The sequence below is a fragment of the Cognatundibacterium luofuense genome (genome assembly GCF_018139685.1).
Classification (GTDB): domain Bacteria; phylum Pseudomonadota; class Gammaproteobacteria; order Burkholderiales; family Burkholderiaceae_D; genus Undibacterium; species Undibacterium luofuense.
Genome location: NZ_JAGSPN010000006.1, coordinates 184,396 through 208,760 on the forward strand (window position 1 = coordinate 184,396; position 24,365 = coordinate 208,760).

At 53.0% G+C, this 24,365-nt stretch carries 24 protein-coding genes; 6 read left to right on the forward strand and 18 right to left on the reverse strand.

Annotation, left to right across the window (positions count from 1 at the left end; genetic code table 11):
- Positions 1-281 precede the first annotated feature (281 nt).
- Positions 282-1,535: an efflux RND transporter periplasmic adaptor subunit gene (locus KDM89_RS10195; protein WP_212687823.1), complete on the forward strand. Its 1,254-nt coding sequence runs from the start codon at positions 282-284 to the stop codon at positions 1,533-1,535.
- Positions 1,532-4,648: an efflux RND transporter permease subunit gene (locus KDM89_RS10200; RefSeq protein ID WP_212687824.1), complete on the forward strand. Its 3,117-nt coding sequence runs from the start codon at positions 1,532-1,534 to the stop codon at positions 4,646-4,648. Before KDM89_RS10195 ends, KDM89_RS10200 begins: the two co-directional genes overlap by 4 nt.
- A 306-nt stretch (positions 4,649-4,954) precedes the next feature.
- Here KDM89_RS10200 and KDM89_RS10205 read toward each other — a convergent pair whose 3' ends face one another.
- From KDM89_RS10205 to purB, 5 genes are all read right to left on the reverse strand, one after another.
- Entirely contained in the window at positions 4,955-5,386 is a 432-nt protein-coding gene (locus KDM89_RS10205; RefSeq protein ID WP_212687825.1) for a MarR family winged helix-turn-helix transcriptional regulator, read from the reverse strand.
- Positions 5,387-5,583: 197 nt separating this feature from the next.
- Entirely contained in the window at positions 5,584-6,156 is a 573-nt protein-coding gene (locus tag KDM89_RS10210; protein ID WP_212687826.1) for a YceI family protein, read from the reverse strand.
- Positions 6,157-6,329: 173 nt separating this feature from the next.
- Positions 6,330-6,899 (reverse strand): YceI family protein, encoded by a 570-nt coding sequence (locus KDM89_RS10215; protein ID WP_212687827.1) that lies wholly within the window; start codon positions 6,897-6,899, stop codon positions 6,330-6,332.
- A 3-nt stretch (positions 6,900-6,902) separates the two neighbouring features.
- On the reverse strand, positions 6,903-7,475 hold the full coding sequence (locus KDM89_RS10220) for a cytochrome b (protein WP_329604654.1): 573 nt from the start codon (positions 7,473-7,475) through the stop codon (positions 6,903-6,905).
- A 304-nt stretch (positions 7,476-7,779) separates the two neighbouring features.
- A complete protein-coding gene (gene purB, locus KDM89_RS10225; protein WP_212687829.1) occupies positions 7,780-9,147 on the reverse strand; it encodes an adenylosuccinate lyase in 1,368 nt (455 codons plus the stop codon).
- Positions 9,148-9,428: 281 nt separating this feature from the next.
- On the opposite strand from purB, the gene KDM89_RS10230 reads away from it, so the two are divergent.
- Positions 9,429-10,040 carry a glutathione S-transferase N-terminal domain-containing protein gene (locus tag KDM89_RS10230; RefSeq protein ID WP_212687830.1) on the forward strand — a complete coding sequence of 204 codons (612 nt, stop codon included), beginning with the start codon at positions 9,429-9,431 and terminating at the stop codon, positions 10,038-10,040.
- An 83-nt stretch (positions 10,041-10,123) separates the two neighbouring features.
- Here the strand turns inward: KDM89_RS10230 and bfr are convergent, their stop codons facing one another.
- The 7 genes from bfr to asd form a co-directional block, all read right to left on the reverse strand.
- Entirely contained in the window at positions 10,124-10,600 is a 477-nt protein-coding gene (gene bfr, locus KDM89_RS10235; protein ID WP_212687831.1) for a bacterioferritin, read from the reverse strand.
- 214 nt (positions 10,601-10,814) lie between these two features.
- Positions 10,815-11,507, reverse strand: a complete 693-nt coding sequence (locus tag KDM89_RS10240; RefSeq protein WP_212687832.1) for an energy transducer TonB — start codon at positions 11,505-11,507, stop codon at positions 10,815-10,817.
- A complete protein-coding gene (locus tag KDM89_RS10245) occupies positions 11,504-11,740 on the reverse strand; it encodes a (2Fe-2S)-binding protein (protein ID WP_189357653.1) in 237 nt (78 codons plus the stop codon). Before KDM89_RS10245 ends, KDM89_RS10240 begins: the two co-directional genes overlap by 4 nt.
- Before the next feature lie 13 nt (positions 11,741-11,753).
- A complete protein-coding gene (locus KDM89_RS10250) occupies positions 11,754-12,077 on the reverse strand; it encodes a hypothetical protein (protein WP_212687833.1) in 324 nt (107 codons plus the stop codon).
- Positions 12,078-12,155: 78 nt separating this feature from the next.
- Positions 12,156-12,344: a hemin uptake protein HemP gene (hemP, locus tag KDM89_RS10255; RefSeq protein ID WP_212687834.1), complete on the reverse strand. Its 189-nt coding sequence runs from the start codon at positions 12,342-12,344 to the stop codon at positions 12,156-12,158.
- A 37-nt stretch (positions 12,345-12,381) separates the two neighbouring features.
- On the reverse strand, positions 12,382-12,642 hold the full coding sequence (locus KDM89_RS10260; RefSeq protein WP_212687835.1) for a hypothetical protein: 261 nt from the start codon (positions 12,640-12,642) through the stop codon (positions 12,382-12,384).
- A 503-nt stretch (positions 12,643-13,145) separates the two neighbouring features.
- Entirely contained in the window at positions 13,146-13,994 is an 849-nt protein-coding gene (asd, locus tag KDM89_RS10265; RefSeq protein WP_212687836.1) for an archaetidylserine decarboxylase, read from the reverse strand.
- 693 nt (positions 13,995-14,687) lie between these two features.
- Here asd and ahpC point away from each other — a divergent pair.
- Positions 14,688-15,251 carry an alkyl hydroperoxide reductase subunit C gene (gene ahpC, locus KDM89_RS10270; RefSeq protein ID WP_212687837.1) on the forward strand — a complete coding sequence of 188 codons (564 nt, stop codon included), beginning with the start codon at positions 14,688-14,690 and terminating at the stop codon, positions 15,249-15,251.
- A 78-nt stretch (positions 15,252-15,329) separates the two neighbouring features.
- Entirely contained in the window at positions 15,330-16,877 is a 1,548-nt protein-coding gene (ahpF, locus tag KDM89_RS10275) for an alkyl hydroperoxide reductase subunit F (protein WP_212687838.1), read from the forward strand.
- 108 nt (positions 16,878-16,985) lie between these two features.
- Here ahpF and KDM89_RS10280 read toward each other — a convergent pair whose 3' ends face one another.
- The gene (locus KDM89_RS10280; protein WP_212687839.1) at positions 16,986-17,153 is read right to left on the reverse strand and encodes a hypothetical protein; all 168 of its coding nucleotides are present in this window, start codon (positions 17,151-17,153) and stop codon (positions 16,986-16,988) included.
- Positions 17,154-17,352: 199 nt separating this feature from the next.
- Between KDM89_RS10280 and KDM89_RS10285 the strand changes: the two genes are divergently transcribed.
- Complete coding sequence (locus tag KDM89_RS10285; RefSeq protein ID WP_212687840.1) at positions 17,353-19,107, forward strand: hypothetical protein; 1,755 nt, start codon at positions 17,353-17,355, stop codon at positions 19,105-19,107.
- On the opposite strand, the gene KDM89_RS10290 is transcribed toward KDM89_RS10285, so the two are convergent.
- From KDM89_RS10290 to KDM89_RS10310, 5 genes are all read right to left on the reverse strand, one after another.
- Positions 19,096-19,917, reverse strand: a complete 822-nt coding sequence (locus KDM89_RS10290; protein ID WP_212687841.1) for a prohibitin family protein — start codon at positions 19,915-19,917, stop codon at positions 19,096-19,098. The genes KDM89_RS10285 and KDM89_RS10290 overlap by 12 nt on opposite strands.
- 212 nt (positions 19,918-20,129) lie before the next feature.
- On the reverse strand, positions 20,130-21,074 hold the full coding sequence (locus KDM89_RS10295) for an isoaspartyl peptidase/L-asparaginase family protein (protein ID WP_212687842.1): 945 nt from the start codon (positions 21,072-21,074) through the stop codon (positions 20,130-20,132).
- The gene (locus tag KDM89_RS10300) at positions 21,071-22,015 is read right to left on the reverse strand and encodes a MurR/RpiR family transcriptional regulator (protein ID WP_212687843.1); all 945 of its coding nucleotides are present in this window, start codon (positions 22,013-22,015) and stop codon (positions 21,071-21,073) included. The genes KDM89_RS10295 and KDM89_RS10300 overlap by 4 nt, the downstream gene beginning before the upstream one ends.
- Positions 22,016-22,398: 383 nt before the next feature.
- Positions 22,399-23,496 (reverse strand): tRNA 2-thiouridine(34) synthase MnmA, encoded by a 1,098-nt coding sequence (gene mnmA, locus KDM89_RS10305; RefSeq protein ID WP_212687844.1) that lies wholly within the window; start codon positions 23,494-23,496, stop codon positions 22,399-22,401.
- Positions 23,493-23,963, reverse strand: a complete 471-nt coding sequence (locus KDM89_RS10310; protein WP_212687845.1) for an NUDIX hydrolase — start codon at positions 23,961-23,963, stop codon at positions 23,493-23,495. The genes mnmA and KDM89_RS10310 overlap by 4 nt, the downstream gene beginning before the upstream one ends.
- Between the last annotated feature and the right edge of the window lie 402 nt (positions 23,964-24,365).

Below are 24,365 nucleotides of genomic sequence, written 5' to 3' on the forward strand. Positions count from 1 at the left end.
TTATTTGTTAGCATGTCTGCGCCTGACACAGTCACTCATGCTAACTCTTGCGCATAAAGTCTGACCCATTGCGCGCTGGTTTAGCGCAGTCATTCTTCCGGAATGCTTTTCAGTTTTTTGATCTCAGTACTGGCAATCAGCGCTTTGACTTTGTAATTCTGTCGTCAGATGACGCAAGGATAATCCGGGCTCAATCCGGTGTCTGTGTTACGAGGCACCATCATTTCAGAACTTTCTGCCGCACAGGCGGTCAGAAGGCGGTCTGCACAGGGAATACCGTTATGAGTAAATTAAAAACATTGACAATCGTTGCGGCCATCGCCGCGATCGCAGGTGGCAGTTATCTGAAATGGGGCAGTACGCCCAAAGCAGAAGGAAGCGCGCCGGCGGCCGGTGCCAAAGATCAGAAGCCTGCACGTCCGGTCAGCGTTTCATTAGTGAGTGTTCAGCAAAAAGATTTTCCGGTCACGATTACCGCGAATGGTGTGGTTTCGTCACCGAATATGGTTGATATCCGCCCGCAAGTCACCAGTACGATTACCAAAGTGCATATTAAAGAAGGTCAGTTTGTGAAGGCCGGTGATTTACTGTTCAGCTTTGACAGCCGCGCGGACGAAGTGAACCTGGCAAAAGCGCAGGCCCAGCTGGATAAAGATCTGGCAACGCTGGCAGACAACCAGCGCCAGCTGACCCGCAGCAAAGAACTGGTAGCACGTAAGTTCGTTGCCCAGAGTGCAGTGGACACTGCACAGGCGCAGCTTGATGCGCAGACAGCGGTCGTTGCCTCGGACAAAGCGGCGGTGGCAGCTGCAAAAGTAGCGCTGAGCTATCAGCGCATCGTCGCGCCTTCTTCCGGCCGTACCGGTATTGTGGGTGTGTATCCGGGTTCGCTGGTGCAGCCGGGTTCGGCAGCACTGGTCACAATCACGCAGATGGATCCGATCACCGTGACCTTCCCGTTACCACAGCGTCATCTGAGTGCTGCTTTGCAAAGCCTGCAGCGCAGCGACAGTTATGTGTACGCCAGCCTGCCGGATAACGGTGGCAAGTTCAAAGGCAAGCTGAAGTTTGTTGATAATGTGGTGGATGCTTCCTCCGGTACTGTCAAAGTCAAAGCCGAATTTGAAAACAAAGAAATGAAGCTGTGGCCGGGCGCGTATGTAAATGTCGATTTCAGTGTACAAACTCTGAAAGATGCGCTGGTCGTGCCGCGTGAAGCGGTGATCGTCAATCCTAAAGGTTCCGCCGTGTATATTGCCGGCGCCGAAGGCAAGGCCGAACTGAAACCTGTGCAAGTGGTAACCAGTCTGCAGAATGATGCAGTGATTACCGGTATCGAAGCCGGTGCGCGGGTTGTTGTGGATGGTAAGCAGAATCTGCGTCCGGGATCACTGATTAAAGAACGTTCCGCAGAAAGCAAAGACGGTAAAGATAAATCCGGTGCAAAGGACGGCAGCAAAGAAGCCAAAGAGGCAAAAGATGCCAAACCGGCACCGGCCGGGTCCGCGAGTGCTTCAGCAGCGAGTGCATCATGAATTTGTCTGAATTGTTTATCCGTCGTCCGGTGATGACGGTATTGCTGAATCTGTCGATTGTGATCGCCGGTATTCTGGCGTATCGCTATATCCCGATTGCAGCATTGCCGAGCTATAACACGCCGGTAATCAACGTAGGTGCAAACTTGCCGGGTGCGAGTCCGGAAACGATGGCGACTTCGGTCGCGTTGCCGCTGGAAAAGCAATTTGCCACGATTCCCGGTTTGTCGGTGATCAGCTCGAATAACACGCTGGGCAACACCTCGCTGACGCTGGAATTTGATCAGAACCGGAATATCGATGCCGCCGCAGTCGATGTGCAGGCTGCATTGCTGCGCGCGCAACGTTCGCTGCCGGTGGAAATGACATCGCCGCCGTCTTACCGCAAAGTGAATCCGGCGGATGCACCGGTGCTGTTTATTGCACTGCAGTCTCCGTCGCTGAGTCTGGCGGAACTGACAAGTTATGCAGAGCATCTGATTTCGCCATCGCTGTCCACGCTGGAAGGTGTGGCGCAGGTGAATATCTTCGGTATCAAGCGTTATGCCGTGCGTATCCGCGTGAATCCGGGCGCGCTGGCAGCACGTAATCTGACACTGGACGAGCTCTCTGCGGCAATCCGCACAGCGAATGCCAACACGCCCGCAGGAACACTGGACGGCGACAAACAGACGCTGACGATTCTGGCAAACCGCCAGTTACAAAGTGCAGCGGAATTTGCCAATCTGGTGGTCAGCAATAAAGGTGGTCAGGTTGTGCGTTTGCGTGATGTCGCAACGGTGGAAGACAGTTACGAGCAAGTCAAAACCGCGGCCAATTTCATGGGTGAAAGTTCGATTACGCTGGCCATTCAGCGCCAGTCAGATGCGAACACGGTGAAGGTGGTGGATTCGATCAAAGCGGCGCTGCCGGGCTTCCAGGCGCAGTTGCCGGAATCCGTCAAAATGACGCTGGTGAATGACCGTTCCGTATCGATCCGCGAAGCGCTGCATGACGTGAATCTGACCATGATCCTGACCATCGTGCTGGTGGTGGTGGTGATTTTCCTGTTCCTGCGCCGTCTGGTCGCCACCGTGATTCCTACACTGTCTTTACCGGTATCTATTGTTGGTGCCATCAGTTTGCTGTGGGGCTTTGGCTATACGCTGGATAATATTTCGCTGCTGGGCCTGACACTGGCGGTCGGGCTGGTGGTAGACGATGCGATTGTGATGCTGGAAAACATCATGCGTCATATTGAAATGGGAGAAAAACCGTTTCAGGCCGCGCTGAAAGGCTCACGCGAAGTTGGTTTTACGATTATTTCGATTTCCACTTCGCTGGTGGCTGTGTTTATTCCTATCTTCTTTATGCCGGGTGTCATCGGTCAGTTGTTCCATGAATTTGCGGTGATTGTCAGTCTCGCGATTCTGGCTTCTGCCTTTGTGTCGCTGACACTGGTGCCGATGCTGGCAGCGCAATTCCTGCGCAGTGAGCATGAAATGAAGGAGCCGCCGAAAGCGATTGCTGCGATACTGCACAGCTTTGAATCTGCTTTCGACGCGTCGCTGAAGTTTTATACGCGCTGGCTGGATGCAGCACTCGCGCATCGCAAAACTGTGCTGATGGTTGCGCTGGGTACGTTCGCGGCAACCGCCTATCTGTTTAACGATATTCCGAAAGGCTTTTTCCCGCAGGAAGATATCGGTCAGATTAACGTAACAACGGAAGCTTCTGAGGAAACCTCTTTCCCGGCCATGGTGCAGTTGCAGGACAAAGTGGCGCGCATTATCCGTGAAGACCCGAATGTGGCAACCGCGACCTCGTTTAATGGTGGCAGTGGCGCGCAGAATAACGGCCGTATGTTTATTAACCTGAAGCCGCGCGGTGAACGTAAGCCGATGAAAGATGTGGTCGATGGCTTGCGTAAAAAAGTCGCGGAAGTGCCGGGTATTACCGTGTTCTTCCGTCCGACGCAGAATCTGCAACTGGGCGGACGTCAGAGTAAGAGTCAGTACCAGTACATTCTGCAAAGTGTGGAAGCCGGTGAACTGAATGGCTGGGCGAACAAGCTGCAGGAAAAACTGCGTACTGATCCTGGCTTTAAAGACGTGACGACCGATGCGCAGCTGAAAGGTTTGCAGGCATCGGTGGATATCGACCGTGACCGTGCGAATACCTATGGTGTTGGCATGGATGCGATTCGTTCTGCGCTGTATAGTGCATTTGGTGAGCGTCAGGTTTCGACCATGTTTACCAGCGTGGACAGCTATCAAGTCATCATGGAAGTCGCGCCGGATCAGAAAAAAGATGAGAACGCAATTGAAGGGATTTACGTCCGTACCAATACCGGCAGCCTGATTCCGCTGAGCAGTGTGGCGACCGTGCGCCGTACCGTTGGCCCGACCTCGATTAACCACGTAGGTCAGTTGCAGGCGGTCACGGTATCGTTCAATCTGTCGCCGGAACTGGCGCTGGGTGAGGCGACCACTCGTATTGAAAAATTCCGTGATGAAATCAAAATGCCGTCGTCCATTATCACCACATACGGTGGCGATGCGGCGGTGTTTAAAGATACGCAATCCGGTCAGGTGGTACTGATTGTGGCGGCCTTGCTGGTGATTTATGTGCTGCTGGGTGTGCTGTATGAAAGTTATATTCACCCGATTACGATTCTGGCCGGTTTGCCATCGGCAGCAGTGGGGGCTTTGCTGACACTGAAATGGTTTGGCGAAGATCTGACCCTGATTGCGACGATTGGTATTCTGTTGCTGATCGGTATCGTCAAGAAAAACGCGATCATGATGATTGACTTCGCACTGGACGCGCAACGCCATCACGGCATGACACCGGCAGAAGCGATCCGCGAAGCCTGTATTCAGCGTTTCCGTCCTATCATGATGACCACGCTGGCGGCAGCGGTTGGTGCGCTGCCAATTGCTTTGGGTCTGGGTGCAGGTGCAGAATTGCGTCAGCCGCTGGGTCTGGCGGTGGTCGGTGGTCTGGTGTTTTCACAGGCGATTACCCTGTTCATCACGCCGGTGATTTATCTGGCGCTGGATAAATACAGTGGTAAAGGCCCGATTACCGGCGATGATCTGCACGACGCATCGTCTTCATCTGCCAAAGTCTGAAGCAAAGATACACTGAGCAGAACAAGCCTGCAGGACAAAAGCCCCGCTTTCTGAAAAGACAGCGGGGCTTTTTTTCGGACAATGCGAAGGCGTCCGGCAGGCCGGAGCAGGCCCAGAATGCCTGAAAAATGGCTAAAAACGGGTCAAATGCGGAGTCTGGCACAGCGATCCGGCGGTCGTCGGCAGAAAGTCCGGGCTTCCGGAAATCACAAATGACGATAATTGCACAATGGGTGCTCGCAAAGCAGTTGCAGACAGTGCCGGATACGGGTGTTCCGGCAGAACAACCAGCGGCAGGTAAGGCGATCAGGTGGCGTCGCTCAGATGCTGTTTCAGCTTGATCAGCGCCTGTTCCAGCGTATCGAAATCTTCGTCTGCGTAATCGGTAAAGCGGCGTGCGCCGGTCGCAACCACTTGCGGGAACACTTCATCAAACAAGCGCTCACCTTCCGCTGTCAGGCGGATAAATAACTGGCGGCGGTCATCATTGCCGCGTTCACGGTGTATCCAGCCTTTTTGTTCCAGCCGGTCCAGCACGCCGGTCAGCGTACCTTTGGTAATCAGGGTTTTTTCGCCGAGTTCTTTGCAAGTCATGCCGGGCGTGTTGCCAAGCGTGGCGATGATATCGAACTGGGAATGGGTCAGCCCGAACTGGCGCACCGTGCGTGCCGATGCCAGTTCAAACAATTGCATACATTCGGAGAGCAGACGGATGCTGCGCAGATAGTTCTTAGCCATAAGGGAGGAATAATCAGGTTTCCGCACCGGGCATCATGTCTGGCCGGCAACTGCGGTAAAGCCCGCATTATACGGACAGGGTAGCGTTGCAGCCAGATCGCTTTGTCAGATGGCAACCGGCGCTGCGACAGGCAGCATCCGGTTGCGTGCTGAATGCAGCCTGAAGCTGTATTCAGCTGTACTCAGCGTTACTGAGCTTAGTCAACTTTCACTGCTTCAACCTGAATCGACAGGCGTACTTCCGGTTTGAAGCCATATTGCAGACCGTAAGTCAGACCGAAGTCAGCGCGGTTAAATTCTGCAGATGCGTCAGCACCGCAGACTTCTTTTTTCAGCATCGGATGCATGATGCACTTGAACTGATTGATTTTCAGTGTCAGTGGTTTTGTCACGCCCATGAATGTGAATTCACCGTCAACAGCCACTGGCTTGTCGCCTTCAAAACGTACGGCACTGCCTTTGTAAGTTGCAGTCGGGAATTTTTCAACATTGAACATATCCGCAGATTTCGCGTGATCGTCCATTTTTTTCATGCCGAAGTTCACCGATGTTGCATCGATAGTGATGTCAACAGTACCGGTTTTTTTCGCTTTATCCAGCGTGATTTTGCCGCTGGATTTGTCGAACTTACCGCGCCATACAGACAGACCGCCGAAATGGTCTGCTTCAAAGCTTGGGTAAGTGTGGGTTGGGTCGATAACGTAGTTATCAGCGAATACCGGTGCAGCAGCGATCAGGGATAAAGCGGCAACGAGTTTTTTTACAGACATGAGAAACTCCAGTGGATTGGTGGGTTGCGTTAATCCCGTCAGTTTTTCTGACGGGTATCTTAATAAAACAATTGAATTTGAGTCGACTTGGTTCAGATAAATTCGGATGAAGTCGGCTGAATTCGATTTGATCGGGTAAAACAATACGTACAGCCTGCACGTATCGCGACTGATCACGGATTCGTCACGATATGGAAGCGGATCACAACTTCATCCGCCACCATGCTGGTATCTTTCCATTCGCCTTCGCCAATGTTGTAGGTCAGGCGTTTGATTGGCAGCGTGCCGTCAAAAATCTGGCTGTTACCTTCTTTTTTCAGAGTGACCGGAAAGCTGACTGCAGTGGTTTTTCCTTTGATGGTCAGGTTGCCGGTCACTTCCAGCTTGCCGCCCGCAGCCTGCTTCATGCCGGTGCTGACGAAATTCGCTTTCGGAAACTGCGGTGCGTTAAACCATTCTTTTTTTTGTACTTCTTTGTTGTACTGCGCATCGCCCAGATCAAAGCTGGCAACATCCAGATCGAAACTGGCTTTGGATGTGGTAACTGCAGCGGCATTGAAGTCAATGGCAGCATTGAATTTCTTAAAGGTGGCATCGACCGGTACATTCATTTGTTTGAATGTAATCGCAACCTGGCTTTTCGCTGCATCGACTTTCAGTGGAGCAGCCTGCGCGAGCAAAGGCAAACCGGCAACGAGGCTCAGGGTGATGGCGGAGCGGGTGATTTTAGAAACGAGTGACATGTTTTATTCCTTGTCAGATTGAGTGCCTGGCATCATGCGCAGGAAAATACGGTCTTTATCAATGACCTGATGTTTGATGGCGCCGGCGATATGCATCAGCAAGGTCACCAGCATCAGTTTGGATAACACTTCGTGAATTTCTTCCAGTGTATGTTTCCATTCCGGTTGCGGAGGAAACGGTGCAGGCAGTTCAAATATGCCCAGATACACTACCGGATAGCCAGCGGCATAGGTATGCAGATAACCGGAAACAGGCACTGCGAACATCAGCACATACAAGGCCAGATGCGTACCGGCTGCCAGTTTTTCCTGCCATGCCGGTCCTGCTACCGGTGCAGGTACCTGACTCAGCAAGCGGCTGATCAGACGGAAGGCCGCCAGTCCGAGAACGGTAACGCCCAGCCATTTATGCCAGGCATAAAACTGCAGTTTGGTCGGACTGATGCGCATATCGGTCATAATGAAGCCGAGCGTGAATGCGCCGATAATCAGCAAAGCCATCAGCCAGTGCAATGCGATCATGACGGGGGAATAACGGGAAGGCGTAGCCATACTATCCTCTGCAAAACAAATAATTGGTTCTGATTAGAACTAATATAGCGCAAATTAAAAAAGTTTGCACAAGTCCGCTGTATTTTCCGGAAATGCACCAGTACCTGCTGCCGGACGTGGCGTTCAGCAATGCTGTACTGATACCGGAAACACAGTTCTCATTAGGATAGCGGGGAATGCAGGAAGTTCAACAATTTGCCGATAAAGTGGCGCAGATCAGTGCAAATCAGCGTGCTTCAGCTTGAAGCAGCAATGCAGCCGTAAAGAGTGCGGCCAATAAAAAAGCCAGCCTTTACGACAGGCTGGCTTTTTCTGACGCGGATACCGATCAGATGGCTTTTGCCAGTTTGACCGCGATACCGGTGTAGCTGGCTGGTGTCATGGCCAGCAGCAAATCTTTGGCGTCTTGCGGAATCGCCAGACCTTCAACGAATTCACGCAGCGCTTCTTTAGAAATGCCTTTGCCGCGTGTCAGTTCTTTCAACTGTTCGTACGGATTTTCGATGCCGTAGCGGCGCATTACGGTTTGCACCGGCTCTGCCAGTACTTCCCATGTCGCATCCAGATCAGCTGCAAGACGTTCAGGATTGGTTTCCAGTTTGTTCAGGCCGCGCATGCAGCTGTCGTACGCCAGCAGGGTGTAACCCAGTGCCACGCCGATGTTGCGCAGTACGGTGGAGTCGGTCAGGTCACGCTGCCAGCGCGATACCGGCAGTTTTTCCGACAGGTGGCGCAGCAGAGAATTGGCCAGCCCCAGATTGCCTTCAGAGTTTTCAAAGTCGATAGGATTGACTTTGTGCGGCATGGTGGAGGAACCGATTTCGCCGGCTTTGGTTTTTTGCTTGAAGTAACCGATGGAGATGTAACCCCAGATGTCGCGGTTCAGATCCAGCAGGATAGTGTTGGCACGGGCAAAGGCATCAAACATTTCTGCCATGTAGTCATGCGGTTCAATCTGAATTGTGTACGGGTTGTACACCAGACCCAGACGCTGCTCGATCACGGCTTTGGAGAAACTTTCCCAGTCGTGTGCAGGATAGGCAGACAAGTGTGCGTTGTAGTTACCGACTGCACCATTCATTTTGCCGAGGATTTCTACTTTCGCGATACGGTCTGCAGCGCGGCGCAGACGTGCAACCACGTTGGCCAGTTCTTTACCCAGTGTCGTCGGGCTGGCTGGCTGGCCGTGGGTACGGGACAGCATAGGGATTTCTGCATTCAGATGCGCCAGTTCCGCCAGTTTGCTGATTAGCTTATTCAGTGCAGGCAGCATCACTTCATCACGTGCCGCTTTCAGCATCATGCCGTGCGAAGTGTTGTTGATGTCTTCAGATGTGCAGGCGAAGTGAATGAATTCGCTGGCTGCAACCAGTTCCGCAGAACCTGCTACTTTTTCTTTGAGCCAGTATTCAACGGCTTTGACGTCATGGTTGGTGACGGCTTCGATTTCTTTGATGCGCTGTGCATCAGCTTCCGAAAAATCGCTGACCAGACGGTTCAGCAGTGCAACCGCATCCGCAGAGAACGGACGGATTTCGCTGAAGCCGGCTTCGGACAAAGCTTGCAGCCACGCCACTTCCACTTTCACACGGTGGTGCATGAAACCGGCTTCGGACAGGGTGCTGCGCAGAGCGTCAACTTTGGCGGCGTAACGGCCGTCAATCGGGGACAAAGCAGAAAGTGGAGATAAGGACATGATGGTCAGAATGAAAAGTGAAAAAGATTTGCTTGCGCAAAATACAACAACGGGTGGAAATTTTGTCTGTCTGATCAGATTTTCCACTAAGCTTGCAGGGAAAACTGCCGCTTTGCTGTACCGTGCGCGACAGCCAGCATTTTAGCATTCCGCTCTGTTCTGTATCGGAACAGATTACGCATCAACTGTATCGTACGGAGGTTGAGATACGCAGTGCCGAGACCGCCGGGCCGCAAACTGGCCGGTGTTATAATCCAGACCAAACTTTACTGTGAAACGCTATGAAACTGATCGGATCCACTACAAGTCCTTTTGTTCGCAAAGTCCGCGTTGTGATGGCGGAAAAAAAGCTGGATTATGAGTTTGTACTGGAAAATGTGTGGGCAGCCGAAACACAAATCCAGCAAACTAATCCGCTGGGTAAAGTTCCCGCGCTGGTGATGGAAGACGGTAAAACCATGGTCGATTCGCGCGTCATTGTTGAATATCTGGATACACTGACGCCGGTTGGTAAGCTGATCCCCGGACTGGGCCGTGAACGTGCCGATGTCAAATGCTGGGAAGCAATTGCAGACGGTGTGCTGGACGCGGCGATTCTGGTGCGTCTGGAGAAAACCCTGCGTCCGGCAGAGCAGCAAAGCCAGAGCTGGACAGATCGTCAGATGGGCAAGGTGGACGCCGGTTTGCAAACCCTGTCAGCACAACTCGGCGATCATCCGTATTACCTCGGCAATCATATGACGCTGGCAGATATTGCGGTCGCGTGTACAGTGGGCTGGCTGAGTTTCCGTTTCCCGGAATATGACTGGCGCACGCCGTACCCGAATCTGGCAAAGTTGTTCGAAAAATTATCGGAACGACCGTCTTTCCGCGACACCGTGCCGTTTGCCTGATCATCAGCACACAAATCAAAATGGACGCCGCAGCGTCCATTTTTTTATCCGACTTTTTATCTGCCGCCAGCAGCAGAAAGCGCTTATTCGTCCTGCGCCATTTGGGATTGCAGATAATTCTGAATACCGATTTTATCGATCAGTTCCAGCTGGGTTTCCAGCCAGTCGATATGCTCTTCGGTATCTTCCAGAATCGCTAGCAGTAAATCACGCGATACATAATCGGCAGCCGCTTCGGCCGCAGCGATACCGTTTTTCACGGTTTGCTGTGCGCCCTGTTCCAGCTTCAGATCGCATTCCAGCATTTCTTTGGTGTCTTCACCGATCATGATTTTATGCAGCGCCTGCAGATTCGGCAGGCCGCCCAGCATCAGGATGCGGTCGATGAGTTTATCGGCATGTTTCATTTCACCGATGGATTCGTCGTATTCTTTCTTGGCGATTTTGTCGAAACCCCAGTGCTTATACATGCGGGCATGCAGGAAATACTGGTTAATCGCGGTCAGTTCATTGGTCAGCTGGGCATTCAGCCACTGGATGACGGTTGCATCGCCTTTCATACGGCTTCCTTTCTGCATGGTTCAGGTGAAATCCGCTTCATCATAGCAGTTGCGCTGATGCATCGCTACCGCGCTGCAACAGGCAGCGAAACGGGAAACGCGGACAGCAGCGACAGTGCCGGGGCGGCGGATGTTGTGAAGAAAAAATAAAACGGGATGTGGCCGGTGCTTGCCGGTCCGCATCCCGCAAAGGGTAAGTCAGGGAATTGCTGGCTCAGTTATCGATGGAAAAATTGATGGTTGCAGTCGCAATCATTGCCAGGGCTTTGCCATCTTCAATATACGGTTTGAACAGCGCGCGCTGAATCGCGATACGGGCTGCATCATCCAGACGTTGCGAACCGGACGATTGCTGGATATCGATTTTTTCAGCCTGACCTTTGTCATTCACCAGTACGCGCATCACGACTTTGCCTTCTTCTCCCATACGGCGTGCCATGGCCGGATATTCCGGACGCGGCTGGCGCAGGTATTCGACGGCGGAAACCACTTTCGGGCCTGCGCTGACCGGGGCTGCCGGTGCCGCCACGGGTGCGGCTGGCTGATGGCTGCTGACCGGTTCTGCACGCGGCGCCGGTTCCGGACTGGCGCTGATGGTGGCAACCACCGGTTGCACCGGTGCTGCAGCAGGCGCAATCACGGCCGGTGCAGTGGTGGTCTGGGTAGTTTTTGGTTTTGGCAGCTCAGGCTGCATTTTCGGTGGCGCGGGTGGCGATGGCGGTGCAATCAGCGTCATGACCACTTCTTTAGGCTGACTGGCAGGCACAGTAATGCCTTGCAGTAAGGCCATGGCGAGACCGACGTGGGCCAGCAGAATCACGCCGACGGAAATCCATTTACCGGAAGCCGGCGCACTATTCACATGAAAACTGAGCGAAGGGCCGGAAGAGAGGGCGGGGGACATCATGCTGCGACAGCTCCTTGTCCGAGTTGCAGGCCATTCAGCAAACGCTGAACGCCGGGGCTGAGAATAATGGCTGGCTGATGTTCGCGCAGAATCTGGCGTGCGCAGCCTGCGCATTTGCCGCAGGTGCTGCCGATCTGTAATTCCTGACGTAAATCTGCAAAGCTTTCCGCGCCGGCATCAATGCTGCGGCGGATACGCGAATCAGAGACGTTATGGCAAACACAGACAATCATGGTTTCCTCTTGGTTAAATCAGTTTTTCCGGCATCAGCCAGGAAAATCGCTTTGTTCTTGCCGGCGGCTGCGGGCGTTGCACCACAGCCGACCATTGTTCTGCCAGTTGCTGACAGGTGGCTCTGAGTACCGGCGTCAGTTCCGGCAAGCCGGATAACACATTCAGATGCCGCTCAATCACCGGCGCCAGATTCTGGCAAGCCTGCTGCCGGTCCGGTTGTCTGGCATGCACGCTGTAATGCGACATCAGGTGCAGTACTGCCGAGACCAGAATTTCCGGCTGGGTTGCATGACCGTTTGGCTGCATTTCAGTGCCGCTGTCATTTCGGTGGTGCATATTCACACTCCTTCATTGGCGCGGTGTCTGACTGGCTGAGAGGGGGAGACTCTCCGGCTGGCGACCCGTGGAACGCTGTCAGGCGGTCAGAATCAGCTTGTTCAGCTGGGTCACGCGCAGACGGTAAATCCGGCCTTCGTGGTCGATTTCCAGTTCGCGGGATTGCTGCATCAGATCCTGACTTTTCAGACGCGGGACCACGCGCTGTTCACGTGGCAGGCGCGTTGCACCGGTATTACCGGCTTCAGCATGTTTCAGTTCAGCCATCGCTGCTCCTCTGAATATAAATGAGAACAATTCTTATTTAGATTATTGTGTATATTTCTTTTTTTGGCAAGCGTTTTTCCGGGTTTACTGCTGAAAATTTGTGCGGGATCAGACCGGCGGCACAGGCGGGTCGTTTGTTTGCCTGCAGAGCTTTGCATTGCTGGCCGGATTCGCTGTTTTGTGACGGGAAAACAGTCACATGTAATGCGGGTTGTTTGCGGGTTCGTTTGACTGTTTGTTCAGCGGTTGTGGCGAAGGGTTGGCGTTTGCTTAGCTGTTTGCCGACGGACTTCTTCATGCGACAGCAAAGAATGTGCTGCGGACAGTAGGGGGGGGACAATGGCTGAAAATCGTCAAAAACAGCCAAAATGATGCGGATTTCGATAAAAAATACTCCCTGGGGGTATGTGTCTACAGACCAGACTTTCTGCCGACGATAAGCCTGCAGGGAGGGGGAGTATCTTCTTTGGAAACGAAATTAAGCTGATTTAAACTTCAAACAGGATGAAAGCAGCACGAAACAAGTGCGGACTAGCGTGGTAAAACGACAGGGAAGGTGCAGGCAAAAGCACCGCGAAAGCACAGCATAGGTGCAAGCGCATCGCCGGTTCAGAATGGCTTCATGCAGACAGTGCAGAGCCGCACGTAAGCGACGAAGCACAAGCGCAGATGCGCAGAATCGCAAACTGTATCAGCACTGAGGTTTATGACGATGTTGCGGCAGCAGAGCGCAGGAAAGCAGAATCAGAGGAATGCAGCAGACAGGCGCGGCGGCGCAGGCCGCCAGCGCCGTGCGGAAGATCAGGCAGGCTGGTTCGCCATGCTTTCACCCAGACGTACCGGACGTGCCGCCGTCCATTCCGGATTGAATTGCAGATTATTTTGCGGGAACAGCAAAACCACCGTAGAGCCGAGCAGGAAACGCCCCATCTCTTCGCCTTTTTTCAGCGTGATTGACTGATCGTCGTAACGCCATTCGGTCACTTGCGGCAAACGCGGCGGATTGACCACGCCGTGCCAGACGGTTGCCATACTGCCGACGATGGTCGCGCCGACCAGTACTAAGACAAACGGGCCGTGCTCGCCGTCAAAGTAGCAGACCACACGTTCATTACGGGCAAACAAGCCCGGTACGCCACGCGCTGTGGTCGGATTGACCGAAAACAAATCGCCGGGCACATACACCATGCGCGTCAGTTTGCCATCGCAAGGCATGTGAATACGGTGGTAATCGCGCGGGCTCAGGTAAATCGTGGCGAACTGACCGCCGTGATAGCGTTCCGCTTCCTTGCTGTCGCCAGCCAGTAAAGCGGTGGCGGAATAATCGTGGCCTTTGGCCTGAAAAATCTGCCCCTGACGAATCGGCCCGAACTGGCTGATCGCACCGTCAACCGGACATACCAGATCCGCATCGGCCAGCGGACGCACGCCCGGTTTCAGCGCGCGGGTAAAAAAAGCATTGAAGCTCGGATAACTGGCGAAGTCCGGATTGGCCGCTTCCTGCATATTGACCTTGTAACGTCCGGCAAACCAGCGTATCAGCGCGGTGGTCAGGCTACCGGCTTCGGCACCGGCGACGAAACCGGCAAACGCGGTCAGTGCTTTTTTCGGCAGCAAATACTGGGGTAACACGGCCAGACGATCAGACATACTCAAATTCCTCGCATTTCAGTTGGTCGCGCATTATAACGTTGACAGCAGTGCTCTCCTACGATTGCGCCTGAGGAAATCGTAGTATGTTGCGGAATTTTCAGAACTCATTTCATAAATAGCCACGAGTGCGAACGCGAGGTGCCGGGATGCGGTGCGCGGCGGCGTAGCAGGACAAATGGATTGCACCGCAATCCACCTGCGAAGCGACTTCCGCATATTTGCGGAAGGCTACACGCAGTTGCACAGGCTGGTGCCTGTGCAAGCGACGCAACAAAGCAATGCGCCCGGCACCTCCGTTCCCGGAGGGTTTGCCTCATAGCGCATGCTGGTCAGCGTTGGACGCGTTGTGAATAGCACCGCTATTCACTGCCTTGTCCCCTTGCAGGGCGCACGTGCGCTGGTAAGCGCACATCGTTACGCAGGCATGCAGCTTTGCTGCATGAATTCCCTGCTGCACCCTTGCCAGCCTGCGCTATGAGGCAAACGCATCTCGCAGATATTTATGAAATGAGTTCTATGCTGCGCCGCAGTGGCCGCTGACACAACGGCTTCATCAGAATCAGGTATACTTAGGGCTATTGATAGTTAAATTTAATCGTAATGATAAATTTAATTGTCTTTATTAATGTGCTTGTCTGTCTTAAGATGTGCACATGTTCATCAACAACGTCTGACACGAAAGGAAAGACCATGTCTCTGATCAATACTACGATCAAACCATTTAAAGCAACTGCATACCACAACGGCAATTTTGTTTCTGTTTCTGACGCAGACCTGAAAGGTAAATGGGCTGTTGTTGTGTTCTACCCGGCGGACTTCACTTTCGTTTGCCCGACTGAACTCGGCGATCTGGCAGACAACTACGCTGAATTCAAAAAAATGGGCGTGGAAGTGTACGCAGTATCGACAGATACTCACTTCACCCACAAAGCATGGGCTGACGCATCCGACACTATCCGCAAAATCGAATACCCGATGATCGGCGATCCTACACAAGCGATCTCCCGTAACTTCGGCGTTCTGATCGAAGAAGAAGGTCTGGCACTGCGCGGTACTTTCGTGATCAATCCGGAAGGTCAGATCAAAGTAGAAGAAATTCACGATCTGGGCATCGGCCGTGACGCAAAAGAATTGCTGCGTAAAGTACAAGCTGCACAATACGTTGCAAACAATCCAGGTCAGGTTTGCCCTGCTAAATGGACTCCAGGCGCAGAAACTCTGACACCATCCCTGGATCTGGTTGGCAAGATCTAATGTAACAGGCGGTTAGCGCCTGTGTAGTCAAAGAGCTCCGGGTGGTCCGGAGCTCTGAAAAAATTATCAGGAAGCATCATGTTAGACACGAATCTCAAAACGCAATTAAAAGCTTATCTGGAACGTCTGACCAGACCCGTACAGTTGATTCTGACTCCGGATGACAGCGACAAGTCCCGTGAAATGCAGACACTGCTGAGCGAAATTGCTGAGCTGTCTGACAAGATTTCAATTGCTGAAGATGCAGATCCCGCACTGCGTCGCCCGAGCTTTGCTGTGACATCGCCGGGTCATGATATCGGCATCCGTTTTGCCGGTATTCCGATGGGACACGAATTTACCTCGCTGGTACTTGCTTTACTGCAGGCCGGCGGACATCCTCCGAAAGCCGATGTAGGCGTGATTGAACAAATCCGCGCCATCGATCAGGAGATGCTGTTTGAAGTGTATATCTCGCTGAGTTGCCAGAACTGTCCGGAAGTCGTGCAGTCGCTGAATCTGATGGCGGTACTGAATCCGAAAATCCGAGCTGTGATGATCGACGGCGCACTGTTCCAGTCCGAAGTCGAGCAGCGTGAAATCATGGCGGTACCGACCGTGTTCCTGAATGGTCAGGTATTTGGTCAGGGCCGCATGACGGTGGAAGAAATCCTCGCCAAACTGGACAGCAGCGCCGGCAGCAAAGCAGCAGAAAAACTGAATGAAAAAGCACCTTACGATGTACTGATCGTCGGCGGTGGCCCGGCCGGTGCCGCAGCAGCGATTTACGCAGCGCGTAAAGGTATCCGTACCGGTATCGTGGCGGAACGCTTCGGCGGCCAGACGCTGGACACAATGGCGATTGAAAACTTTATCTCGGTACAGGAAACTGAAGGCCCGAAATTTGCGGTCGCCTTAGAGCAGCACGTTAAAGCCTATGATGTGGATATCATGAATCTGCAGCGCGCTGAAAAGCTGACGCAGCAGGATGGTTTGCATCAGGTACAGCTGGTCAGCGGTGCAACACTGAAAGCTAAAGCCGTGATTCTGGCGACTGGTGCGCGCTGGCGCGAAATGAATGTGCCGGGTGAAAAAGAGTACCGTAACCGTGGCGTGGCTTACTGCCCGCACTGTGATGGCCCGCTGTTTAAAGGTAAGCGCGTGGCTGTCGTCGGTGGAGGTAATTCCGGCGTTGAAGCCGCGATTGATCTGGCTGGCATCGTACAGCATGTGACTTTGCTGGAATTTGCCGATCAGCTGAAAGCCGATGCCGTGTTACAGCGCAAATTGCACAGTCTGCCGAATGTCACCGTGATCACCAATGCACCCACTACCGAAGTACACGGTGATGGAAAAAAAGTGAATGCGATCAGCTATGAAGACCGTGTCAGCGGTAGTCTGAACAAGGTGGAGCTGGAAGGTGTGTTTGTTCAGATCGGTCTGGTACCGAATACCGAATGGCTGAAAGGCACGCTGGAATTGTCGCGTCACGGTGAAATTCAGACCAATGCGCATGGTCAGACTTCCGTACCGGGTGTGTTTGCTGCCGGTGACGTTACCACCGTACCGTACAAACAAATTGTGATTGCGGTTGGTGAAGGTGCGAAATCTGCGCTGGGTGCGTTTGACTATCTGATTCGCCAGTAAGACAGGTTTTCAGCCAGCCGGAACAGCATCTGAACTACTGCTTGCTGTCAGCCACGCTGAAAATAAAAACGCCGGAGTGATCCGGCGTTTTTATTTTTCTACTCCGTTTTATTTACGGATAGGGTCTTGTGTTGGCGGCGGCAGGATTTTAATTTCATTGACCGGCACTTCCATGATGCTGGCCAGTACGATAACCGGATCTTCTGGTCTTTTTGGTGGTTCTTCACCGCCGCTGACCATGTGGATTTCTGCTTCATCGAGAGTACGCATTGTCATTTTTACGCTCCTGTTAAATTTCCTGATGGAAACATTGAAGCAAAAAAAAGTGCATTTGTAAAAGAAATTTAATGAAAAGTCTGCGATATATCTAAAGAATATTATTAATTTGAGATTGTTGTAAATCAGATATTTATAGGAAGATAATTGTTTTTTAGTTACAATTGTAACGAATTTAATCAATTTCTTTCTTCAGATCATGAAACCTGCTCACTGGGTAAGACGATTTCTGGGGCTGGATTTGCCCGAACGCATACACAGTATGCCCTGCACCTTACCGGTCGTGCGCTCTGCCCGTAAGCCGGTGCTGAATGAAGCATGGCAAATCGAAAAACGTCGCCGTGGTGATGCTGACGATGAAACGCTGCTCAGTATTTTGCTGAAACAGGTACGTTTACTGAACCGCGCACGTCTGCGTCCTTCGGCCCGGCTGACACTCAGTGAAGATATCGCGCGACTGATGATACAGCCTGCTGGCAATGTGGTTCTGCGTTTTTCCAGTGAAGGTGGTTTGCCGGATTCTGCGCAACGAGTGCAATGGCTGGATACGGTCATAGAGTTATGTGCAGCGCTCGGATTATCGTATCGTGCGCTGGTTCAGCATTATCAGAGTCTGTCCCGCTTTCGCTATGCGCGTACGCTGAAAAGACTGGATCTGGTCAGTTTCCGCATGATGGAGCTGGCCTATATGGAGCAATCGGCGCGTGCTTTACGTTACCAGCGTCTGGAAGGACAGACCTGGGAGGGCTTGCATACACTTGCTTACATTTTGCATCAGTCACAGCGCTTTGATGCCGTACAGCAGCCACTGTTGCAGGTGCCGCATTTCAGTGGACGTCAGTCTCATTTCTTTTTGTGCAGTCGTGATTTATATGCCGCAATTCATACGGTTGAGCGTCTGAACATGCTGCACTGGCCAGTACTGTGGCAAAAACTTTTGCGTGCTTCTTTGTATCAGCGTGTCTGGCGTCCTGTTGCCGGAACTTTTGCTGAGGCGGCAGGTGCGCGCGTGAAAAGCCGGATTGTCTGTGGCGACCATCAGGCAGTGCGCCGCGTCGTGACGCAGGAGAATGACGGTCTGTACCTGATCTGGGATCAGTTGCAGCAGCGCATCGTGTCCGATCTGGCGGAAGTTGTCCGTCATCCGGTGCAGTCGGATGCATCACGTTTGTCCGCACATTTAAGCCTGCTCGGCAGCAGCGATCGGCTGGCTGCCGCTGAGTTACAGTATCAGTGTATTACCCAGTATGAAGAACATCCTGCAGAGCCGCCACTTCGCCAGCGTCAGTTGAAAGAGTTGCGGATTTTTATTGGCATGGAACAGATTTATCCATTGCTGCGCCATATCGAAAGCGGTGGTGCAATTCAGGCCATCGGCGAGCGTCTTGCAGACCGGCTGGCGCAGCATTCAGCGGTTTTTTCTGATGATCAGGATGCGCATCACGAAAGTCAGTGGTTCCTGCTGGCACAGACGGTGGAAACACTGTTGCTGTCAACGCTGGAGACGAATTACACGACGGCGATGCAAATCGGTGATCTGGCGGCAGTTATGCTGGATAAACAAGACTGGCAACGTCCTGCACTGGCCTGCATCCGGCGGATAGAGCGCCGTGCGAACGGGCAGGCGATCATACTTTTTCAAATATTATCTTCAGAAATAAGACCGGTCACGGTAGAAGCTGGGGCGGATCCGCGTCATCCGGCCGGAAGAGCGAACACTTTTGCAGCATTACTTGGTACCCATCAGACGATGCGTCAGCTGATCCTGCCAGCTGGTTATCGCTTGCAACCCGGCACACGCTTGCGTATCGGTTTGCAACAGAGTCAGGCTGATGCAGAACTCGGACACATCGTGCAGGCAGGAAAAACTTTTGCCGTTACCGCATTACGCCAGTGGCATGCACCGGCGCAAGCGGTCAGTAACGAAAAGATTCTGAAAACATCATCGCTGTGACGGCGCTGTTTCCGGGCGGGCATTTCCTACATTCAGAAAAGGAATTGCACCGCCGGTTGTAGTCGGCAGACGACCATCCCATTTTTCAATTGCGCGGGTCTGGTTTTCAACTTCACGTAAGCGCAGCAATTCCGGAGTGACTTGCTGGCGCTGCAATGCCAGTGCTTCTGCTTCAGCACGGGCCCGGGATACTTTTTGTTTTGCCTCCACTTCGATTCGCTGCAAGTCGCGCTCTGCCTTCATTTTTAACTGATCTGCCGTGGTTTTTGCTTCGATCGCTTCATTGAAGGTTTTGCTGAAGTTGAAGTTCACAATCGAAAACTCATCGACGATTAAGCCGTGTCTCGCCATGCGTTCGCGCAGCGCTTCCACAATTTCATTGCGCACCTGCGCGCGGTGCGTGATCAGCTCTTCTGCGGTAAACCGCGCTGTCACGGCTTTCACAGCCTCCTGCACGCTGGGGATAATAATCCGTTCACCCGGCTCATTCCCAAGGTCACGGAACACCGATACAGCAGCATCCGGACGGATGTGATAGTTGATTGCGATACGCGTGTGTACGGTTTGCAGATCACGTGATGCGGCGTCGCCTTCGCCTTCGCCTTTTTGTATGGCAACCTGCACTTTGTGCATGCGCTGCGCAACCGGCCAGATGAAATGCAAGCCTTCGCCGTAAACCGTTTCCGCCGGTTTGCCGAAGGTGGTGATCACGCCGCGATAACCTGCAGGCACAGTCGCAAACGGGTTAATGATGAGAATGCCCGCAATCACACCCAGTCCCAGTGCGCCGCGTTTGATCAGGTTTTGCATGAAATACTCCGTTCGTATCAAGAAGACAAGCGGAGTATAGAGCCTGAGCATGAAGGTGGCTGCGGTAATCGGTATGCAGATTTACCAGGCTGTAAAAAAACCACAATACGCAGTGTTACAGCTGTCAGGGAGAGGATTGCAGGAAGATCAGCAGAAGCATTGCGGTTGCTGCGGATACGGGATAGCGCCTTGTTGCCGGTATCCGTGGCGAATTAATTGTCGCGGTAAATCGCGACTTCCGGTGCGCTGGCACCGCGTACCAGTCCGCGGTACATGCCTTCACTGTTGAAGCTCAGGCAGATTTCACCGGTAGCGCTGACACCGATGATGCCGCCGCTGCCCTGAACGGCCGGCAGGCTGTGCATCACCACCTGACTTGCTGCAACGGTCAGGGTTTCATTCAGATAGCGCATGCGGGCGCTGATATCGTGCAGCGCGACACTGCGGATAAAGGCTTCGCCGGTCCCGGTTGCTGACAGCGCTGCTGTGCGGTTATCCGCATAACATCCGGCGCCTGGGATTGGTGTGTCGCCGATGCGTCCGGCCAGTTTGTTGGTCATACCCCCGGTAGAAGTCGCTGCCGCGAGATTGCCGTGCTGATCCAGTGCGACTGCGCCGACAGTTCCCATCTTGCGATCTTCATCAATCGGACGTGCCTGATGGTCAAGCATGACTCGGTTTTGCTGGCGTGCCTGCAACCATTGCTGGTAACGGAAATCGGTGTGAAAGTAGTCAGGCGCAGCGGTTTCCGCACCGTGCTTGCTGGCAAACGCTTCCGCACCCGAACCGGCCAGTAATACATGCGGACTTTTTTCCATCACGAGTCTTGCGGCTTTGACGGGATTGCGCAGTGTGCTGACGCCGGCTACCGCACCTGCTGCCAGTTGACTGCCATCCATCACAGCGGCATCCATTTCATGCGTTCCTGCAGCGGTATAGACAGAACCTTTGCCGGCATTGAATAACTCACAGTCTTCCAGCAGGCTGACTGCCAGTTCGACGGTATCGAGGGCGCTGCCACCCTGTAGCAGGCATTTCTGCGCTGCCCGCAGTATCTGTGTCAGTGCTGATAGGTACGCTGCCTCTTGCGCAGCACTGATTTTGGTGCGCAAAATCGTGCCTGCGCCGCCATGAATGACGCAGACAGGCGTGATCATGCGCTGTAAGGATGTTCGGGAAAAGCCGCCTCTTCTTCAGCACGGCGACCCGCCTGATGCGACGGGTCCTGATACAGCCATGGCAGCACGAATTTTGTCATTTCGGATGCGGCGTGTACCGGTGCAGCGGACTGGTGGGCAACAGCGCTGCAGATCGCTTCGATCAGACATAACGCAGCACCTTCGGAATTCGGAGAAAACTGACGGCGGGTTTGTGCAAACAGTGTGATATCCGCCAGTGCCGCCAGAGGTGAACTTGGCGCATCCGTCAGCGCCAGTATCGGAACCCGCTTTTCTTTTAATTGCGTCAGAATAGTGACAACATCCGCCGCGTAGCGCGGGAAGGAAATGCCGATCACCAGATCTTTTTCTGTGAATTTAAATAATTGGCGCGCCACTGTTGACGGTCCGGCGGTACCCATCGCAGATTGTACAGTTTTGCAATACGGGTCCAGATTGTGTGCCATTAAGCCTGCGAGAAAACCACTGGCACCATAGCCGATGATGTAAATCCGCTCTGCATTCAGAATCAGGCGGGCAGCCTGCTCGCACAGCGCTGGGTCAAGACCACGGCGGGTCGCTTCCAGATTGGCAATATCTTCGTTAAGCGTGCCGGCAATAATTTCTGCCGGTGTGGCAGGGCGTTGCACTTCATTGCGCAGGTTATCAATCGGTACCAGCATCGCTTCAAATCCGCTGACCAGTTCGGCGCGGAATTGCGGGTAGCCTTCAAAACCGAGTGCTCGCGCAAAGCGGTTAGCGGTAGCGACAGAAATCCCGACGGCATTCGCCAGTTCATCGATCGACATCGTGGCGGAGCGGAATACATTTGACAACACATAATCCGCTGCTTTTTTATGCGCTTTCGACAAGTTCATATATACCTTGCCGATACGGGCGTTGACGGTGCCGCCAAGTGCTTGTGTGTCAGGACGATTCATAGTCTGTGGATAAGTCGGGAAACCGGTTTGTAAATATAGTTTCGGGTATTTGAAATGTAAAGAAATAAAACATTGCATGCCCTGTCAGTCAGTTGCTGACACGAGACAGACCACTGTACTGTCGTTCAATACCAACGCTGACCTGACACGCTGCAGCGGACAGCAGGCCAGATAGTCGCACCGTTGCGGCGGAATTTAATTCTTTAATGCGGAAAATAGCCAAATGATATTCTTGAATTGGCAGGTTTTATGGTGGTGCAGGCTGGCGCACGGAACAGGGCAGGAGATCTGCGACAGAGAAAGCAGATGTGATGCAGTCTTTCAGGTGATCTGAAAATACAAACGGCAGCCGCAGGGCTGCCGTCGTAATAAGGAAACAGTGTTTAGCGAGTGGCGCTGTGAATGATGCCGCCACCGAGGCAAATATCGCCGTCATACAGCACGGCCGACTGGCCGGGCGTCACTGCCCATTGTGCTTCCGGAAATTGCAAACGGAAACTTTGTGCATCGCCGCTGAGATGGCAGGCAACATCCGGCTGACGATAGCGGGTTTTTGCGGAGTAGTTGCCGGTTTCCGGTACTGAGCCGGCGACCCAGCTGGTCTGGCTCGCTTCGAGCTCTGCGGAAAGCAGCCACGGGTGATCATGCCCCTGCACCACATACAGACGGTTGTTTTTCACGTCTTTACGCGCGACATACCACGCATCACTCGAACCATCGGCTTTCTGATGGGTTTTGATGCCGCCGATGCCGATGCCTTTGCGCTGACCCAGCGTGTAAAAGCTGAGTCCGACATGCTTGCCAATGACTTGCTCTTCCGGCGTACGGATTTCACCCGGCTGGAATGACAGATAGCGGTTCAGGAAGTCACGGAAAGGGCGCTCGCCGATGAAGCAGATACCGGTGGAATCTTTCTTGCGCGCATTCGGTAACTGCAGGCGTTCTGCAATTTTGCGGACTTCGGTTTTCGGGATTTCACCGAGCGGAAACAGGGTATTAGCCAGTTGTTTCTGGTTCAGCCTGTGCAGGAAGTAACTCTGATCCTTGCTCGCATCCAGCGCTTTCAGCAATTGAAACTGACCATCGACTTCACGCACCCGCGCATAGTGGCCGGTGGCGATGTAATCCGCACCCAGTGTCATTGCATGGTCGAGGAAGGCTTTGAATTTGATTTCGGCGTTACACAGCACATCCGGATTCGGTGTGCGGCCTGCTTCGTATTCACGCAGAAATTCAGCGAATACGCGGTCTTTATATTCAGCGGCAAAATTGACCGCTTCGATATCGACGCCAACCACGTCTGCCACGCTGACTGCATCAATCCAGTCTTCGCGGGTGGAGCAGTATTCGGAGTCATCGTCATCTTCCCAGTTTTTCATAAACAGGCCGATGACTTCGTAGCCCTGTTCTTTCAGTAACCAGGCGGAAACGGACGAATCCACGCCGCCGGACATACCGATCACAACACGTTTTTTACTCATAAAGCACTTGGATGGGTGAAGAGCAGTGACAAAGGTGCACGTTTGCCACGCAGGTAATCATCAATACATTGCAGCACCAGCGGACTGCGGTGCTGATGTTCACAATTCAGGATCTCAGCATAGCTCATCCAGCGCGCGGCGCGGATGCCATGATCAAGCGGACGGTCTGTCAGCGCACCGGCCTCACCGGTAAATGCAAAGCGCAGATAGGTCACGGTTTCACCGCTGGATGGCGATACAAACGTCGATAAGTAGGTACCGACCAGCGCTGCCGGCTGAAATTCATACGCTGTTTCTTCCAGCGTTTCGCGAATCACGGCCTGTTCCAGTGATTCTTTCGGTTCCAGATGACCGGCTGGCTGATTAATGCGCACGCCGTCCGGCGTATCTTCTTCAACCATCAGAAAGCGGTTCTGACGTTCGATGATGGCCGCAACAGTGACGGAGGGTTTCCAGATGGTAGACATAGTATTTCCTGTTCAGGCCGGTATTGTACTTGGATGCGCCCTTTTCTGCGCGTTCACTGCTGTAGCGCAGCATGAACAGCATTAGCTAATGCGAATTTTGTCTTTACGGATAGTACGTAGTGCTTTGATAAAAACAGCGGCTTTGCTGACGGCAGCGAAGTGTCCGTGGTTTCTGTCTAAGTAATTGAATATAAAAGATAAACAGAATTTTTTGCGCACTTTTGGTGCATTTGTCTGGCTCAGAATTGAGGCGAAATTGCTACATTTTCTGAAAAAAATCAGCGTTGTTCGCGCTAATGCTTGCATGTAATATCGTTGTCGAATATGACATGTAAGCTTGTGGTAAGCATTTGTGGTGCACCAGTGTGCGCTGCCGCAAGCAGGGTGATGCGGACCGGCGGG